The organism is Terriglobales bacterium (assembly GCA_035624455.1).
Classification (GTDB): domain Bacteria; phylum Acidobacteriota; class Terriglobia; order Terriglobales; family Acidobacteriaceae; genus DASPRM01.
In genome coordinates this window covers 1-17,099 of record DASPRM010000150.1, presented here as the reverse complement: position 1 = coordinate 17,099, position 17,099 = coordinate 1, and the positions used below count along the sequence as shown (strand labels likewise).

Genomic DNA, 17,099 nt, shown 5'->3' with positions numbered 1-17,099 from the left:
TCATCCGAGTTAGGCGCCAGTTGCAAGGCTCGCTGCAATTCGGCGATTGCTTCTGTCGATTTTCCGGTAGCGCCATAGACCGAGCCCAAAGCAAAATGAACTTCGGGTAGATTGTCGTTCAGCCGCGCCGCCTGCTCCGCCGCACCTACAGCCTTATCCGCCCAACTCGTATCCTTGCTTTCCTTGTACATCCGCAGGCTGGCATCGGCGATTCCCGTGTAGGCGAGGGCGAATTCGGGATCCTGCTTGCGGGCCTTGTCGAAGTAATCGATCGCCACCTGCGCGCCTTTGGCGTCGAGCTTGCCGCGCATCGCATTCCGGCCCTGCAGATAGAGCTGATAGGCGCCGATATTCTCCGTCGGATGCGCGCTGGTTCTCGCCAGCTCCTCGTTGCTGAGTTTCAGCTCCAGCGCCGAGGTTACCTTGTTATAGATCTGATCTTCCAGGGTGAGCAGGTCACCGCTCACGCCGGAAAATTCCTGTGTCCACAGCCGCTGACCGGACTTGGCATCGTCCATGTTCATCACGATGCGCAGCTTGTCGCCCGCGCCCTGGATCGTGCCGCTAACCACCAGGTTGACGCCCAGCGCCTTGCCAATCTCCGCCACCGAGTCGGCGTTCTTGCCCAATTTCTCCAGCGCCGACGACGATGCCACGCGCACGTCTTTCAACTGGAAGAGCTTGGCAGTAAGAGCTTCGACCACGCCGTTGGCGATGTAGTCGAGCGAGCCCTGGTCGCCGGCGATCTTGAGCGGCAGCACCGCAACGTACTTGGCGTTGGCCGCAGATTCCTGCGCGGCGGTTTCGCGGTGCCGCAACTTGATGACGAGTGGTGTAGCCACGGCGATGGCCAAGGCGAGGGCAACCACTCCCACCAGGACGCCCCGGCGCTTGCTGACCGTGACCTGCAACCTCGGAATTCCGATCGACATGCTCTGCGCCGCCGCAGAGGGCCCCCGGCCGGCGTTGATATCGTCCAGGATTTCCTGCGCGCTCTGGTAGCGGTTGGCGGGATCGCGCTCCAGGCACTTCATGATGAGGTGCACCAGCCAGTCCGGCACCTCGGGATTGATGTTCTTGGGACTGGGCGGGGCCTCATTGGCCCGCTTGTACATCATGGTGAGCGTGGTCTCGTTCTGGAAGGGAACGTCGCCGGTGACCATCTCGTAGATCACCAGCCCTAAAGCGTAAAGATCGGTGCGGGCATCAACCTTCTTGCCCTCGACCTGCTCCGGCGCCATGTAGCGCGGCGTGCCGAGGAGCTCGCCGGTCATGGTCATGCCACCCTCTTCGCCCAGCGACTTGGCCAGACCGAAGTCGGATACGTAAACGTTGTCCGCCTGGTCGAGCATGATGTTCTGCGGCTTGAAGTCCCGGTGGACCACGCCTTCGTTTTGCGCTGCCTGGAGCGCAGCGCACAGCTGGCGCGCGATATGCAGCGCGCGAGCGACCGGCAGACGGCCGGTCTTACGCAGCAGATCGCTCAAATCCTGGCCGTCGATGTAGGCCATGGAAATGAACTTCATGCCCGCGGCGTCGCCGAGGTCGTGGATGCGCAGGATGTTCTTGTGGGAGATCTTGCTGGCCAGCAGGAGCTCCTGCTTGAAGCGCATCATGGACTCGGGATGAACGGTCAATTCGGGGCGAATCAGCTTGAGCGCGACGGTGCGATCAAGATCCTTGTCGTAGGCTTTGTAAACCGCTCCCATGCCGCCCTGGCCGAGCAGTTTCTCCACCTGGTAGCGCGGTCCGAAATCGATTTGTCCCTGGGCTGCGGCGGTCGCGCCAAAACCAAAGCCCACTGCGGTGGGAGCATTGGAGTAGGCAGAGCGCGAAAACGGCAGGGCAGTAGGGGCGTCGGAAGATGGACCTACCCAGGTCTGCGCGTCGGAAGGAGCTGTGGGCGGCTTGATTGGACCGGCCCAGGTTTCATCGGTCCCAGAGCGGGGTGAGGCAGGCTTTGAGTTAGGCGCCCAGGTCTCGTCCGCGGATGCTGCTCGTGTTCCTCCAGCCCAGGTTTCGGCTTCTACGCTGACCACCAGCGACGAGCCACACTTCAGGCAGCGCGACACCGCGTCGGAATTCTCAGCGCCACATTTAGGACAGGTCATTGGAAGGCCCACCCACCTTCCGGGGAGGAGACAACCGACCGATTATTCTGCAGATGGCAGCGCCCTGCAAGCGTAAACCATATTCCAGCGCTACTTTGGACATCACCTGGCGGGGACTCGGCTCAACTCGCCATAATTGGCGCCTATTTTACCCCCTTGGCAGGGGCTGCGCCACAACATTGCGTCTCGAAGTGCGCAAATGCAGCCTCGAGTTTCCATTCCAGCTGGGCCTTGGGGTTGCCGGCCAGCCACTTTCGGCACCCTTCGGATGTCGAGGCAGCGGCCGGGTTGTCGGCTGTGCAGGCGGCTATGCGGTGGAAAGTGCCAGCATCCGACCACAGGCTTTCACCCTTGAGAAATGAATATTCCAGGCTGTGCCGGGAAATCCGCTTCAGCTCCGCATATTTCAGACCATAAGTCTGCGTCGCCCGCAAATATTCTTGGGTCATGTCGGAGCGCGATACGCCCTCGTCGTCGGTGGCCAGCACCACCGGCACACCATATTGGAGATAAAGCGGCAGAGGATGAGGGTCGCCCTTTACGCCAAGAATCAGGTCATTGCTGGTAAGGCAGATTTCGACGGCTACATGATGAGCGGCCATCTCGCGCAGGAGTTCAAAGGGATCATCTTCATAGGGCAAGTCCACGCCGTGCCCGATGCGCTGCGCTCCTCCGCGGCGGATCGAATCACGAATATGGAAGCGCAACCCGTCGGGGGGAACCAAACCCATCGTCAACTCGCCGGCATGCATGCTGAGGCGCACATGTGGATATTGCTTGCGCAGAAACTCGAACATTTGCATGTGCAGGCTGAAGTCGTGCATAGGAACGTACCAATCCTCGGGCATCACCGGGTTCACGCTGATGATGCGCGGATCCTGAGCGGCAAGCTCAAATCCTGCAAGGATGGCGGCGAACACCTGTGCGGGAGGCAAGCCGCGAAGCACTTCAAATTCGTACCGGATGGTGACCGCGCACCCGGGGTCTGCGTTCGTTGTTCCGCAGTGCAGCAACTGGCGCATTTTAGCCTCGGCTGCATCCAGGTTCGCACGCGAAGTCGCAACCACTCGGGCGAGACCGCCATTCAGCATCTTTTGTTGCAGCGTCTTTAAGTCGGAATCCCATCCGATGCTCGCTCCAAAACGTGCCGCTTCTCCCCATTCCGGTCCGACGATCAATTCCAGATACATTTCGTTTTGCCGTCCGGCGCGCGCTGCCACTTCCGCCAGCTCTTCTCCCATGTGATTCGCAGCTACGGGAAGAAATTTAGGAAAGGTGCGAAAGAAATGATCGTGTCCGGATTCCGAGCCGGGCACAAATTGGTACATCGAGAGCGCGCCCAGGGCGGCACTGTAAAGCTGTGGATCAGTCAGCAACTGTTTTGCGGGAATCGTTGCTTTTTCACAGGGAGATGGCGAGAAAGCGTTGGAGGTGCGGTCGATACAATAGCCGTCGTCGGCAGCCCATTGAATAAAACTCTCCGCATAAATAGAGCCGACCAGGTGATTGTGCAGATCTCCTCCCTTGGGAAAGTTGCGCAAAAACTCCAGCAGCAAGCCGGGCTGGCTGCGGACGGAATCAAGATAGTGAGATGCGCGCTCTTCCGGAGTTTGCAGCGAAGCAGCGGGCGCTGGCGGCGTGCGCACCGGAGCAGGTCGGCCACGATGATGCTGTGCCAGGCAAAGCGAACTCCCCAGCAAAACCAGGACAAGCAGACGCGCCCCAAGCCTCAAGCAATCCTCCTGACGGTGAGTGGAGGGATTGTAACGTAAGCTAGAAAGACTGCAGATCGGAACCACCTTTGGCCTGTCATCTTGAGCGAGGGCCGGCATTCAACAACTCCGGCCCGAGTCGAAAGATCTTGCGGTACTTCGGATGGTCAGGCTCAACATGGCAAGCACGAAAGCCCTAATTCATGTCGTGATACCATCCGAAACAGTTGCTCTTTTTGAGCATTTTAGAGAACTGCTTTATTGGCCATCTGCGCACAGTGCGGAAAAGAGTTCCCCTCATCGACCATGGGACAACCTCAGCAGACCTGCGCGGACTGTCAGCGCTCGCACCCTCCGGTCGCGCAACCAACCCCACTCCGACGCCAGCCCTACAGCTATCGCGACCTGTTCCTGTCTTTAACCGGAGTTCTTGTCGGCCTGAACATCCTTGTCTACCTGCTGATGGTGTTGAAGGGCGCGAGTCCAACCAGTCCCACAGCCGAGCAAATCATTCGCTGGGGGGCCAACTATGGTCCGCTGACCATGAATGGCCAGTGGTGGCGCCTGCTGACGTGTGCGTTCGTGCACATCGGAATCCTCCACCTGGCGTTCAACATGTGGGCGCTGCTGAATGTGGGATACCTTTCCGAGGTCATTTACGGCAAGCGCACCTTCCTGCTGATTTATCTGGGCACGGCAATTGCCGGCAGCCTGGGAAGCCTGGTGCGGAGTCCGGTAGCGGTGAGCGCTGGCGCTTCCGGCGCCATCTTCGGCATAGCGGGTGCGCTGATAACCACGCTGCATTTCGGCCACCTGCCGTTTCCACGGCAAGCCGCGGGATCGCTATTGCGCAGCTTGTTGATCTTTGCCGGATACAACCTGGTCTTTGGAATCGTCCAGCCTGGTATCGATAACGGCGCGCACCTCGGAGGCTTCATTTTTGGACTGCTTGCGGGCGCAGCGTTGGGGCGCCACCTGGGGGCAAGCGAGCCGGCGCAGCAATTCCGCCGCGTCATTCTGGTCGGAGGAGTTGCCGTCTTGCTCGCCGCAGGCGCCCTGGTATGGAAGAAGGATGGCTACCTGGCGCAATTGGAGAGTGCACGCGAGGAGCTGAATTCCGGGAAAACCGATCAGGCTCTGCGAACCCTGAACGTTCTCAGGCAGCGCAAGCCCGGCGATCCGGCGGTGCTGTTGCTTCTTGGCGATGCCTACGTACGCAAGGGCCAGATGGATGAGGCGGAGAACACGCTGAAGCAGGTGGTTCAGTCGAATCCACAATCCGCGGTGGCGTGGGATTCGCTCGGCCATCTTTATTTCAAGCAGGCGAAGTGGGAAGAAGCAAGCGACGCCTTTGCCAAAGCTGCGCAATTTGATCCCAAAGCTGCCGATAGCTGGTATTACCTGGGATTGACGCTGCAACGGCAGGATCGACATGCCCAGGCCATCGAAGCCTTGCGAACCGCCGTAAAACTGCGGCCCGATAGTGGCGTAGCCGCTTACGCCTTAGGAATTTCGGCGATGAGCCTGAAGCGCTACGACGAAGCGATTGCTGCCTTTCAGCAAGCGGTCAAGGCAAAACCGAACGACGCCGACTGGCATACCTGGCTGGCCAACGCCTACGACGCTAAAGGTATGCAGAACGAATCTCAGGCTGCCTACCAGCGCGCCCTGGAATTGCGAACCGCACAGATGCGGCAGAAAAGGATTCCGAGATAGATCTTCTCAGCCCACCGGATGAAGATGGTAATCGTCTTTGGGAACGATCCGCCCATCGCGCATATAGATCCGGCGATCGGCAAACTCCGCGGCGTCAGGGTTGTGCGTGATCATCAGCACCGTCTGCCCCAGCTCCTTGTTGGACTGTTGCAACAACGTCAGGACGGTTTCCGAATTCTGCGTATCGAGATTGCCGGTGGGCTCGTCCGCCAGGATGATGGCCGGCTTGTTGACCAGCGCGCGCGCCAGCGCTACCCGCTGCTGTTCTCCTCCCGACAGCTCGGAGGGCCGGTGGGTCAGGCGCTTCTCGATCCCAAGTAATTGCGTGATGCGCTGGAAATACGCCGGATCCAGGGTGCCGTTTTTTCCCGCGATATCCTGAGCGATGCGAATGTTCCCCAACGCATCGAGAGTGGGCAGCAGATTGAATTTCTGGAAAACAAAACCAATCTTCGACTTGCGCACGCGCGTCCGCTCGGCATCGGAAAGCTCGGTGAAGTTCACGCCGTCGAGCATAACCATTCCAGAGTCGCTCCGGGTCAGGCCACCGAGAATGTAGAACAGCGTGCTCTTTCCGCTGCCGGAGGGGCCCAAAATCGCAACGAATTTCCCCTTCTCGACCGACATCGAAACCCCGCGCAATGCCGGCACTTCAACCTTGCCCACGTGGTAGGACTTACGAACGTCTTGAACTTCGATGATGGCCGCCATCCAGGATTGATCTTACACGATGAACGCGCGGCCTCAGGCGGCACGCGGCTTCAATGCGAATGGCCCGCTTCGCTGGCGAAGCACCTGTGCTGTTTGCTGACTGCTGTTTGCTGACGGCTATTTTTTCTGCCACTCGCCGCTCCCTGCGGCATCTGTAGAATATACGTTCGGACGCTCACCAGTACTTAGCTATCGAATATCTCCACACGCTCTCATATAAAGGAGAACATCCCGATGAATCAGTCCACCTCAGCCGTTGCCACACGAGACGAGTTAGCAGCGGGAAGAACCTATCCCGCAAAAGCCTTTGGCGCCCAATCCCCAAACTCGGGCCTCGCGCCGCTGGCAATCAAGCGCCGCGCTCCACGGCCCCAGGACGTGCAGATCGAAATTCTTTACTGTGGGGTTTGCCACTCCGACCTGCACACCGTGCGCAATGAGTGGGAAAACTTCATGGCCACGGTCTACCCCTGTGTTCCCGGTCATGAAATCGTGGGACGTGTGACCAAAGTTGGCAGTGCGGTCAAGAAATTCAAGGAAGGCGACTACGCCGCCGTCGGTTGCCTGGTCGATTCCGACCGCACCTGCGCCAACTGCCGCGCAGGAGTAGAGCAGTTCTGTGAAAGCGTGCCCACATTCACCTATAACGGCGAAGACAAGATACTCGGGGGCGTCACTTACGGCGGCTATTCCGACAGCATGGTGGTGGACGAAGCCTTCGTGCTGCGCGTTTCCAACCAGGCAAATCTCCCAGGCACAGCTCCGCTGCTCTGCGCCGGCATTACGACTTATTCACCGCTGCGCCACTGGAACGTGCGGAAAGGACAAAAAGTGGGCGTCGTGGGCCTCGGCGGCCTGGGCCACATGGGAGTGAAATTCGCCAAGGCATTCGGCGCGCATGTGGTTCTGTTTACCACCTCGCCGAACAAGATTGCCGACGGATTGCGGCTCGGCGCGGATGAAGTCGTGGTCTCCAGGAACGATGCCGAAATGCAGAAGCACCGCGGCAGTTTCAACTTTATTCTCGACACCGCCTCCGGCGATCACAACGTCAACGCCTATCTCGACCTGCTGAAGCTTGACGGGACGCTCACGATGGTCGGCGCATCGCCGAATCCGCTGCCCATCTCAGCGTTTAGCCTGCTCTTTGGGCGGCATCAACTGGCGGGTTCTCTTATCGGCGGTCTGCGCGAGACCCAGGAGATGCTGGATTTCTGCGCCGAGCACGGCATCACCTCCGACATCGAAATGATCCCGATTCAGCAGATCAATCAGGCTTACGAGCGGCTGCTGAAAGGCGATGTGAAGTACCGCTTCGTGATCGACCTGGCATCGCTGAAATAGAAGCTGCCGGCGAACTGGTGTGGGACAGCCAATATTGCCTGTCCCCCCTGGATCAACAACCTTCACGCTGTCATCTTGAGCGAGGACCGGGTGAAGCGATCCCCGTCCGAGTCGAAAGACCTGGTGTTTATGGACCCGGAGGGTGCCCCATCCTAGCCCGTCTTTGGCTAGGGTCAGAGGTCGAGGCGCAGCCTCGACAGGGCGCCCCATAACCACCCCCGTGACTTCCATCACAGACCCCAGTGAGGTTCCACCCCTAAGCTTCTCTGAGAAAACAAACCTCCATGTCTGCCCGACTCACCATCTCCGAAGTCGCGCCCGAATCCCCACCTCAGGCCCGACCAAAGAAGAAACTCATCCGCCGCCTCAAGTCCGACCGCTCCCAGCCGCTCCGCCGCTCCTTGCAGATCGCCTTTTTGATTCTCAACGTCATCATCGGCGTCCAGTTCTATTTCTGGGTGCGCTACTACGAGACCGCCGAAGCCACCCGCTATGTCGCACGCCCCGCCGGCGTTGAAGGCTGGCTGCCCATCGCCGGCCTGATGAATCTTAAGGCCGCGATCCTCACAGGCCGGATTCCAACCATTCACCCGGCGGGAATGTTTCTGATCGCCGTCTTCCTGAGTATCTCGTTTCTCTTTCGCAAAGCCTTCTGTTCCTGGCTCTGCCCGGTCGGCACGCTCTCGGAATATCTGTGGAAGCTCGGACGCCGTATTTTTCGCCGCAATCTCGCCCTGCCGCGCTGGCTCGATCTTCCACTCCGCGGCCTGAAGTACCTGCTGCTCGGCTTTTTTCTCTGGGCCGTCGGCAGCATGACGAGCGCCGAAATCGCCTCCTTCCTGCGCTCCCCCTATGGCCTGATTGCTGACGTCAAGATGCTCGACTTCTTCCGCTTCCTGGGAACCACCGGTGCGATCGTGATCGGCACCCTGCTCGTGTTGTCCGTGTTCATCCAGAATTTCTGGTGCCGCTATCTGTGTCCCTATGGCGCCCTGCTCGGACTGGCGGCGCTTCCCAGCCCGCTGCGCATCCGCCGGCGCCCCTCAGCCTGCATCGACTGTGCCAGGTGCGCCCGCGCCTGCCCCGCTTTCCTTCCCGTGGATAAACTAATCGCCATCCGCTCCGCCGAGTGCACCGCGTGCCTCGAGTGCGTCGCCGTCTGTCCGGCGCAAGACGCGCTCTCGCTTTCGGCCCTGCGGCGTCCTTTCCCTGCCTGGGCGCTCGCCGCCGGAATCGCCATGTCGTTCCTCGGAACTGTAGGGGTAGCCAAGGCCACCGGACACTGGGATTCGCACATCCCCCGCCAGATCTACCTGGAACTGGTGCCACACGCCGACCAGGCACAGCACCCCATGCCTGGGCATTGAGCTTGTCAACCCCCGCACACCCTCAATTAACTGCCATCTTACTGATAAGGAAATAGATACCGTCCAAGACCAGATGTCCCAATTGTCCGTCCGTTTTGGTTACACTGGAATTGTGGCGTGTGGAGTGAAGATAGGCTAAGGGGAACTCCCAGCCATCGTTTCGCGTCAGAGACGACTGCACCCCTTTGAGAGCTTCGGCTTCAAACCTTTATCTTCTGGTCCAGGCTAATTCCGCAGAATCCGTGGCTTGATTCTTTCAATAACTTGGAATTTAAACCCTGCAGAATCAATATGCTGCAGACCTAAACCTAGCTAACTTCGTGAAAACACTAGCTCTCACGCCCCCAGGGTACAAACTTCTAGCCCCGCTCGAACGCGTGTTTCTGCTCCAGAGCCTGGAGCGCATCGCGCGTATCGTTTTCGAATTTCGCCGACTGCCCCATCAGCGCTTCCGTCGGCCGGATGCGATCGCCCTGGAGGTGCACCAGGTTATTGGACGCGAGCTTCTTGGCTAATGCCACCAGGTTCTCCGGCGTGGAGTCCACGTACATGGCTTCGACCGGGTCGCCTATCCAAAGGTCGTCGGTGATACCCGCCTTCACCGACCAGTAAGCTTTTCGGGCCAGCAGCTCGCTGATCTGTTCATCGCCGGCCTTCCCGAACGCCCAGCGGCCGCGCTTGAAGTCGTACAGGCGGCTGTTGAAATTCACCGGCACCAGCTTGCCGGACTTAAGAAATTCCAGCTGGCGGCTGTCCACTTCCTTGCGCAGCGCGTTGATCACGGGAGCCTCGGTGTGGACGCGCTCGAGCGACGCCAGCACCTCCTCGACGGTCCGCGTCAGGTTTACCGAGACGGGAGCATGCAGGCCCCGTCCGTCGGCGAGTTCAATGTCGGCGTGCAGGACATGGAAATCTGATCCCGCCGTGGAAGGGCGGAATGGCCACTTCAACTGAATGAACAGGGGCAGCCCGCCGAGTGTGACGTAGACGGTTCGCGGCGACGAGATTGATTGTGGTGCTTGCGCATCCATGGCTGCAGAACCTTCCTGAGAGAATTCCGATCCATTTTACTCAAGGCATTTTAGCTATCGGCGCTCAACATAGCCTCGACGGGCTCATGCTGAGACCGCATCGCGAGCGAAGCATCTATGCTTTTCTGAGCTTTTCTGGCCGGCTTCTGGATTCTGTTTCCCATTGCGGCTTCAGCCGCTCCTTACGAATCAGGAACAAACCATGAGGGATTATGCTGCCCCCAAACATCATTAACCAAAAAATCGCAAGATCTGACCAAATCCCGCAAGAACAGACCAATGCTATTGGCCGGTTCCGCGTCTATTGACTGAACGCGGTGAGACGCGATCACCGAATCAGGAGGGCACGGTTATGAAACGGCAAAATACGAATTTGGCACTCTTCCTAGGACTATTGGTCACCTTAATTATGGTTGCGCCAGTGGCTTTGAATGCGCAGACTGCAAGCGCAGGAACGGCAGCCCTGTTAGCGACACCGGTTTCCGGCTCGCAAGTCCTCTTGCGCTGTGACTCTTCAGATGGCGGCCAACATCTTGCCTGCGAGAACGTCGCCGCCGGAGCCACGGTTGTCAGCCAGCAGAACTGCACTTCCTATCCGGAATACCAATGCCAGCAAGAATATGTGAACCCCGCCAACCACCAGGGGCACAAGCTGAGCAAGAAGGTTAGCGCTTCCGAAGGCAGACAGGCGGATGCGTTTTCAACTTCCTCGGGTGGACCGCAGCTGTTCCTCTCCTACTAAGCATCCGGGGATTCCTGATTTGCGAAAGGACGCCACGAAGGCGTCCTTTTTTGTTCTTGGCTCTAATCCGAGAAACGGAACCGCTTCCTGACGCAGACACGCGCTGCAATTGGTAGTTTTGCAGTGTTCCGATTCCGCGATTCATCAACATCAATAATCGATTCAGGAATTAACAACTGGCCGGCTCTCCCTTCCGCTAACAATTGCGACTGCCGGCGTCCCCGCTGACTCTAAATCTCAACTGACTGTGGGGACGCAATGGACCTGGCCGAGCACAGTGGAAAGCGAATTGAGGTTCTCCAGAACGGCAAGGTGTCGCCGCTGGGGCCTCGGGATCCGGTGATTTCCAGCGCCACCTGCGGCTGGGAAGGCCTCCAGCTCGAGCAGCATGCTGGTAGCCGTGTCGAGATTCCCGAGCACCAGCATTTGACCCATGTGGTGAATCTCCATATTGGAAATCCTGTCGGGATGTCCTGGCGTTCCACCAGCGGCCCCGGAAGCGTCTTAAGGCGTGCGGGAAATCTGGTGCTGCTGCCGCGGGGAACACGCGATTCCGTCTCCTGGAACGGCCCCCTCGAGCATGTCATCCTTTCTATCGATCCTAAAGTCTTCGAGTCGGCGAGACAGGAGTCGCTCCGCGAACCCGGTGAACTGGAAGAACGTTGGAGTTTTGAAGATCCGCAGATCGAATTACTGATGCGGGCCATGCACGCAGAATTGCGGGCTGGGTGTCCCGCAGGCAGGTTGTTCGGTGAGTCCCTGGGGCAAACCCTGGCGGTTTATCTGGCGCAACGATACTCGGGTTCGCCCGCCCAGGCGCCTGCCTTTCGCGACGGCTTGCCGGCGGCGCGGCTGAGGCGCGTTCTGGAGTACATTCGTGCGAACCTGGGTGAGGATATTTCCTTGAGCTCGCTCGCCTCAACGGCGGACTTGAGCCCGCATCACTTCTCGACCCTTTTTCGGCAGAGCACGGGATTCAGCCCGCACCAGTACCTGCTGCGCCAGAGAATCTCCCATGCCAGGGAGCTCTTGCGTGATCCCGAGGTGAGCATCCTGGAAGCCAGCGCCAGGCTGGGTTTCGTCGATCAGGGGCATTTCACCAAGGTCTTCCGGCGAATTACCGGCGTGACTCCCAGCCAATATCGGCGCCAGCTGTAATGTGGCTGGTTGCCCTCTGGATTTCCGCTCTGCTGTGTTTAACTGGAGCGGATGTCACTTGGTCAGGAGAATCAGGTCAGCGAATTTATTCGTTCGCTTCCCAAAGCCGAACTCCATCTCCACCTGGAGGGCTCGGTCGATCCGCCTACATTGGCAGAACTCAGCCGCCGTCACAACACTCCTCTGCGGGTCGAGAATCCCCGTTACATTGTCGGCCCCGATAGTGGCCAGGAACTGACCGAGGCGGATGTTGAGAGACTCTATCGCTACGAAGATTTTCTCGGCTTTCTGATGGCCTTCAAGGCAGTCTCCGAACGGCTGCGAACGCCTGAGGACTTTGAAGTCATCACCTATCGGCTGATGCAAAAACTGCATGCAGAAAATGTGCTGCATGCTGAGGTGTACGTGTCGGTGGGAGTCATTCACTTCCGTGGGCAGGAGTTTGCGCCGATTTTTGAAGGCCTGGAGAGCGGCCGTACCCGCGGGGAGCGCGACTTCGGCATATCCCTGCTCTGGATCTTCGACGCCACGCGTCACTTCGGGCCAGCCCCGGCGATGCGCGTGGTCGAGGAAGCGATGATCTACCACGATCGCGGCGTGGTTGGCTTCGGAATCGGTGGTGACGAGAAGCGGGCGGGACCGGAGCTTTTCGGCGAAGTCTACGCCCAGGCGCGCAAGCACGGCCTGCGGCTCACCTGTCATGCGGGCGAAAGCTGCGGACCGGAGTCGATCGCCATGGCCCTTGATGGCTTGCGTGCGGAACGAATCGGTCACGGGCTCAATGCCTGGCGGGATGCGGAGCTGATGGCGCATTTGGCACAATCGCAGATCCCGATCGAAGTCTGCCTCTCCAGCAATCTGCACACCGGCTGCTGCCCCGATCTTGGGCAACATCCGCTCAGGACCTTCCTCGATCACGGCCTGATGGTCACGCTGAACACAGATGATCCCGAGATGTTTCTTACTTCGCTGAACCGGGAGTATCGGCTGGCTCAGGAAATGTTCGCGCTACGCGATGAAGACCTGCGGGAGCTCGCAATGAATTCGTTTCGGGCGTCGTTTTTGCCGGAGGAGCGGAAGCAGGAATATTTGAATAGGTTTGAGGATTGACGTCAGAATAGTTCGCGAGGAGGATCAGGTTGTGCGCATGCCCAAGCTGAATCAAGTGGGTTTGTTTTTTCTGAAGGTCCTGAAGCCCGGACGCATCCCGAAGAGTCCATTAGAATCTTTACCGTTCCGCGTGAAGGCGCGTCCATTAGGTACGTACCCCGAGGTTAACTACAACTGCGTAAGCGAACTATTGGAGCAGGTCGAGGGACCGCTGCACCCATGACCCTGCCTATTCAGTCCTCCTTTCAGTGCGCGGGTTGCGGCGAGTGGAACGATGCGGATATCGATGAGTCTGCGGGCCGCCGCCGCCAAAGCTATGTTCAGGATTGCCAGGTTTGCTGCCAGCCCAATGTGCTCGAGTTTCGCTGGGACTCGGAATCCCGGCGGTTCCGGGTGAGTGCCGAAATAGAGTAGTTGCACTGCCTCCCCCCCAAAAAGGCTGGAAGTGTGGGCCATCCCCCTCCAGAGGAAGTTCTGAAGTCTTAGGAAAATTCCGCAGCCGCGGCCAAGCAGCCATAATCATTAAACGTATGCCCGAGCACATCGGAATCGTCGCGGTCAGCGCCGAGGGCGCTGCCCTTTGCTACCGCGCTTTGTGCCTGGAAGGCGCGTCGCTCCTCGGACCGCACAATCATCCGGAAGTCACCATGCATACATTTCCGTTGGCTGAGTACATGCGCCACATCGAGCGCGACGACTGGCAGGGCGTGGCGGAACTTATGCTTGCCTCGGCGGAGAAGCTGGCCAACGCCGGCGCCGACTTCCTGATCTGTCCTGACAACACCGCTCACCAGGCGCTGCCTTTCCTGCGCGAGCGGTCTCCGCTTCCCTGGCTGCATATCGCAGAGGAAGCGGCGTCCGAAGCGGTGCGCCTCGGCTATCACAAGCTGGCAGTGACCGGGACGAAGTACCTTGTCGAAAGCGATGTCTATCCCGAAAAGCTTCGCGCCCGCGGCCTGGAATTCCTTCGCCCTGATAAGGAAGAGCGCGAACGCATCAACCAGATCATTTTCGATGAACTGGTCTACGGGGAGTTCAAGCCGGCTTCTCTGCGCTACTTTCAGGCAGTGATCACGCGGATGAAGAACCAGGGCTGCGATGCCGTGGTGCTGGGCTGCACCGAACTCCCACTGCTGGTTTCGCCGGTTGACTCGCCACTTCCTACCCTGGACTCGACCCGCCTGTTGGCAAGGGCTGCGCTCCGCAGGGCAGTCGGAACGTCGATCGGTGCGGTGGCAGCGCGTGGTTGACCTTCAGCTTCATCCCATGTACCTTAGCGGCACGGCAATGAGCATACCTGGCCTCCCAATTCGCACCGGAAGCGCATATCCGCGACCGGCATTCCCGCGCCCAGACGCGGGCAGCGTGAGTGGCGTGCAGGCGAACTGAGAGACGAGCCGAAAAGAGCGAGTTTCCCCGACCCACGGTGCCATGCATCGTGGGTCGTTGCGTTTTGGGAATAAAGAGGAAAGCCCATGACCAAGGCAAAGCAAACAACTATCGACAAGGGTCTCGGCGGCCAACGTCTTGCCATGCTGGGTGCGGGCAAGATCGGAGGCATTCTGCTGCAGGCGCTGCTGGACAACGGAATCATCGCGCGCAATCAGACTTGCGCCACCGTCAAGCATGAAGAGCGCGCTGGTCGCGTCGCAGAAAAACTGCAGATTGCGGTGGGCACCGACAACGTGGCGGCCGTCCGCAAGGCAGATGTCATCGTGCTTGGGGTAAAGCCGCAGGTCGTCAGCAGTGTGCTGCATGAGATCAAGCACGCAGTAAAGCCTTCGCAGCTGGTGATCTCCGTGGCGGCATCTGTGCCCACAAGTTATATCGAGAAGCATCTCGACGCCGACGTTCCCGTGGTTCGCGCCATGCCTAACACGCCCAGCATGCTTCGTTGCGGTATGACGGCAATCGCTAAGGGCAGGTTTGCGAACTCGGATCATCTGGAGATCGCGCGAACGTTATTCGATGCCGTAGGCAAGACGTTGCTGGTAGACGAGCAGCACATGGATGCCTGCACCGCGCTCTCCGCCAGCGGGCCGGCATACATCTACGTGATCCTGGAATCGCTGGCCGAAGCCGGAGTGAAGGTAGGGCTGCCGCGTGACATGGCCACTTTGCTCGCGGCACAGACGGCATTGGGAGCCGCCAGAGTTGTGTTGGAAACCGGCGACCATCCGGCTCTGTTGAAAGACGCGGTCACGACGCCCGCCGGATGCACGATTGATGGCCTCCTGGAACTGGAAGAGGGCGGGTTGCGCGTTACGTTGATCCGAGCCGTGGTGAAGGCAACGCAAAGGGCCAGAGAGCTGTTGATGGGATGAGCGGTCTTACCGGATATGCACCAGCTCGCCCTCTCCCGCAGGGGTCGGCGGAACGTCGCTCTTCTGCGGAGCGCGCCAGGAGTCAAGATAGGAAATCTGGTGTACGCAGGACACAGTGCAGTGCGGCGCGCATGACTTCTCGGTCACGTATTCGCGCCGGATGTCATCGATGGTGTACTGCGCGAGCGGTTTCGCCGGATATCCCCGCTGTTGCGAACAATAGTGAACCAGCCCATTCTCGCAGATGTAGAGATAACGCGAACCGGCACGGCAGCGCCATTCGTTAGGCCGTCCACTGGCGATGTTGTCCTGAAAATAATTGATGCGGGCGTAGCTGGCCTTCTCCATCGCCCTCATCGCCTGGTAGATGGCGCGCTCCTTCTCGCCCAGAGGCATCAGTTGCCCATCGCCATTGTGAATGATGCCGACAGTCGAAGTGAGTCCCAGCTCCAGCGCTCGTTTCCCGATCACCAGTGCGTCTTCCGGGCTGCGAATGCCTCCACCAACTACCGAGTTGATATTCACGTGAAATTCGGCATGCTCGGCCAGGAGCTGGAGCTTCTTGTCGAGTACCTTCAGGCTTTTCTTGGAAACGTCGTCGGGGGTGACGTTGTCGATTGAAATCTGCAGGTGTTCGAGTCCGGCGCGGTTCAGCCGCTGGATGCGCTCGGCGGTCAGCAGGTAGCCGTTGGTGATCATGCCGGCGATCATTCTGTGCTTCCGGATGTGGCGGATGACGTCATCCAGCTCGGGGTGAAGCAGGGGCTCGCCGCCGGAGATGGTGATGATCGTCGTGCCCAGTGCGGCGAGCTTATCGAGACGCCGGCGCATCTCGTCGAGCGGCACCGGCTCTGAAGTTTTGTCGTATTCGTTGCAATATGTGCAGGTGAGATTGCATCGCCGCATTGGGATGATGTGGGCAAGGATGGGATGGTCGGTGGAGAGCAGCGCCCTGGCGATCATCTTCAGCTCGCGGCTGCGGCGATGAATGGCCTTCCAGCGGCGCCGGATTCTAAGGTTGATCTCCATCCTTATGAAAGTACGCGTATTAGAACACATCCCGAACGTACGCGTTGGCTGGGAATACCGGACAGCGTGATTTGGGCATTGAACGGCTAATGGGGCAATGTGAAAGGAGTGTAAAAGTACGCCACGGCATGGATTCAGTGCGGAGCCTTGAACAGCGCAAAGTACATGGCAGTCGAATACTCAAACCGTACCTTGCCGTTTTCGGCGTATTTCTCAAACAGACCCTCGGCTTCGCGCACGATGATTTCGTGATGGGGTTCGCCCGGAGCCGGAACATAAGAAGACGAGCGGAGCCGACCCAGAAGGCCTTCGCGATCGAAGTCCTGCGTCTTCTCGAAAACGCGCTTGCGGAATTTTGCCGGGCTGAAGAATTCTTCCAGAATTTCATTCGTGATCTTGCGGTGATCCACGCGCTCATAATCGCGGGAGTATCGGCGAAGAAGCTGCTCGTATTCCCTGAGAAAGGGAGTGCTGTCGTCTTTGCGCTCGTTCCATACCAGCACCACCCAGCCATGGGGCTTCAGGATGCGGATAAATTCTGCCTTGGTTGCCGCGCGATCAAACCAGTGAAAGGCTTGCCCGGCGGCGATCATCTCCACGCTGTTCAGCTTCAGTGTGGTGGCCTCGGCCGATCCTGCGACGCTGATGAAATTGGGATTGTTGCTTAGCAGCTCCTCGGCTGCGCCGCGCATTTTTTCGTTAGGCTCCACGCCATATACCCGGTTCCCGTTGTCGAGAAACAAC

At 59.0% G+C, this 17,099-nt stretch carries 15 protein-coding genes; 9 read left to right on the top strand and 6 right to left on the bottom strand.

Going from position 1 to position 17,099, the window contains the following annotated elements; genetic code table 11:
- Together VEG30_16765 and VEG30_16760 are read right to left on the bottom strand one after the other, a co-directional pair.
- On the bottom strand, positions 1-2,111 hold a 2,111-nt coding region (locus tag VEG30_16765; GenBank protein ID HXZ81582.1), incomplete at its 3' end, for a protein kinase.
- Between the two features lie 143 nt (positions 2,112-2,254).
- Positions 2,255-3,844 carry an adenosine deaminase gene (locus VEG30_16760; GenBank protein ID HXZ81581.1) on the bottom strand — a complete coding sequence of 530 codons (1,590 nt, stop codon included), beginning with the start codon at positions 3,842-3,844 and terminating at the stop codon, positions 2,255-2,257.
- Positions 3,845-4,129: 285 nt separating this feature from the next.
- Here VEG30_16760 and VEG30_16755 point away from each other — a divergent pair, with 285 nt between their 5' ends.
- Positions 4,130-5,539 (top strand): rhomboid family intramembrane serine protease, encoded by a 1,410-nt coding sequence (locus VEG30_16755; protein ID HXZ81580.1) that lies wholly within the window; start codon positions 4,130-4,132, stop codon positions 5,537-5,539.
- Between the two features lie 6 nt (positions 5,540-5,545).
- Here the strand turns inward: VEG30_16755 and VEG30_16750 are convergent, their stop codons facing one another.
- The gene (locus VEG30_16750; GenBank protein HXZ81579.1) at positions 5,546-6,250 is read right to left on the bottom strand and encodes an ABC transporter ATP-binding protein; all 705 of its coding nucleotides are present in this window, start codon (positions 6,248-6,250) and stop codon (positions 5,546-5,548) included.
- 234 nt (positions 6,251-6,484) lie between these two features.
- Here VEG30_16750 and VEG30_16745 point away from each other — a divergent pair, with 234 nt between their 5' ends.
- Together VEG30_16745 and VEG30_16740 are read left to right on the top strand one after the other, a co-directional pair.
- Positions 6,485-7,594 (top strand): NAD(P)-dependent alcohol dehydrogenase, encoded by a 1,110-nt coding sequence (locus tag VEG30_16745; protein HXZ81578.1) that lies wholly within the window; start codon positions 6,485-6,487, stop codon positions 7,592-7,594.
- A 284-nt stretch (positions 7,595-7,878) separates the two neighbouring features.
- On the top strand, positions 7,879-8,961 hold the full coding sequence (locus VEG30_16740; protein ID HXZ81577.1) for a 4Fe-4S binding protein: 1,083 nt from the start codon (positions 7,879-7,881) through the stop codon (positions 8,959-8,961).
- A gap of 359 nt (positions 8,962-9,320) precedes the next feature.
- Here VEG30_16740 and VEG30_16735 read toward each other — a convergent pair whose 3' ends face one another.
- On the bottom strand, positions 9,321-9,992 hold the full coding sequence (locus VEG30_16735; protein HXZ81576.1) for a hypothetical protein: 672 nt from the start codon (positions 9,990-9,992) through the stop codon (positions 9,321-9,323).
- A gap of 352 nt (positions 9,993-10,344) precedes the next feature.
- Here VEG30_16735 and VEG30_16730 point away from each other — a divergent pair, with 352 nt between their 5' ends.
- The 6 genes from VEG30_16730 to proC all read left to right on the top strand — a co-directional run bounded on the left by VEG30_16730 (position 10,345) and on the right by proC (position 15,326).
- Entirely contained in the window at positions 10,345-10,734 is a 390-nt protein-coding gene (locus VEG30_16730; GenBank protein ID HXZ81575.1) for a hypothetical protein, read from the top strand.
- 258 nt (positions 10,735-10,992) lie between these two features.
- The gene (locus VEG30_16725; GenBank protein ID HXZ81574.1) at positions 10,993-11,892 is read left to right on the top strand and encodes an AraC family transcriptional regulator; all 900 of its coding nucleotides are present in this window, start codon (positions 10,993-10,995) and stop codon (positions 11,890-11,892) included.
- A 51-nt stretch (positions 11,893-11,943) separates the two neighbouring features.
- A complete protein-coding gene (add, locus tag VEG30_16720; protein HXZ81573.1) occupies positions 11,944-13,002 on the top strand; it encodes an adenosine deaminase in 1,059 nt (352 codons plus the stop codon).
- Between the two features lie 219 nt (positions 13,003-13,221).
- A complete protein-coding gene (locus tag VEG30_16715; GenBank protein ID HXZ81572.1) occupies positions 13,222-13,416 on the top strand; it encodes a CPXCG motif-containing cysteine-rich protein in 195 nt (64 codons plus the stop codon).
- Between the two features lie 116 nt (positions 13,417-13,532).
- Positions 13,533-14,252 (top strand): amino acid racemase, encoded by a 720-nt coding sequence (locus VEG30_16710; GenBank protein ID HXZ81571.1) that lies wholly within the window; start codon positions 13,533-13,535, stop codon positions 14,250-14,252.
- A gap of 225 nt (positions 14,253-14,477) precedes the next feature.
- A complete protein-coding gene (gene proC / locus VEG30_16705; GenBank protein ID HXZ81570.1) occupies positions 14,478-15,326 on the top strand; it encodes a pyrroline-5-carboxylate reductase in 849 nt (282 codons plus the stop codon).
- Positions 15,327-15,332: 6 nt separating this feature from the next.
- Here the strand turns inward: proC and VEG30_16700 are convergent, their stop codons facing one another.
- On the bottom strand, positions 15,333-16,355 hold the full coding sequence (locus VEG30_16700; protein HXZ81569.1) for a radical SAM protein: 1,023 nt from the start codon (positions 16,353-16,355) through the stop codon (positions 15,333-15,335).
- 134 nt (positions 16,356-16,489) lie between these two features.
- Positions 16,490-17,099 (bottom strand): methyltransferase domain-containing protein (locus VEG30_16695; protein ID HXZ81568.1); only part of this gene is annotated, 610 nt, incomplete at its 5' end.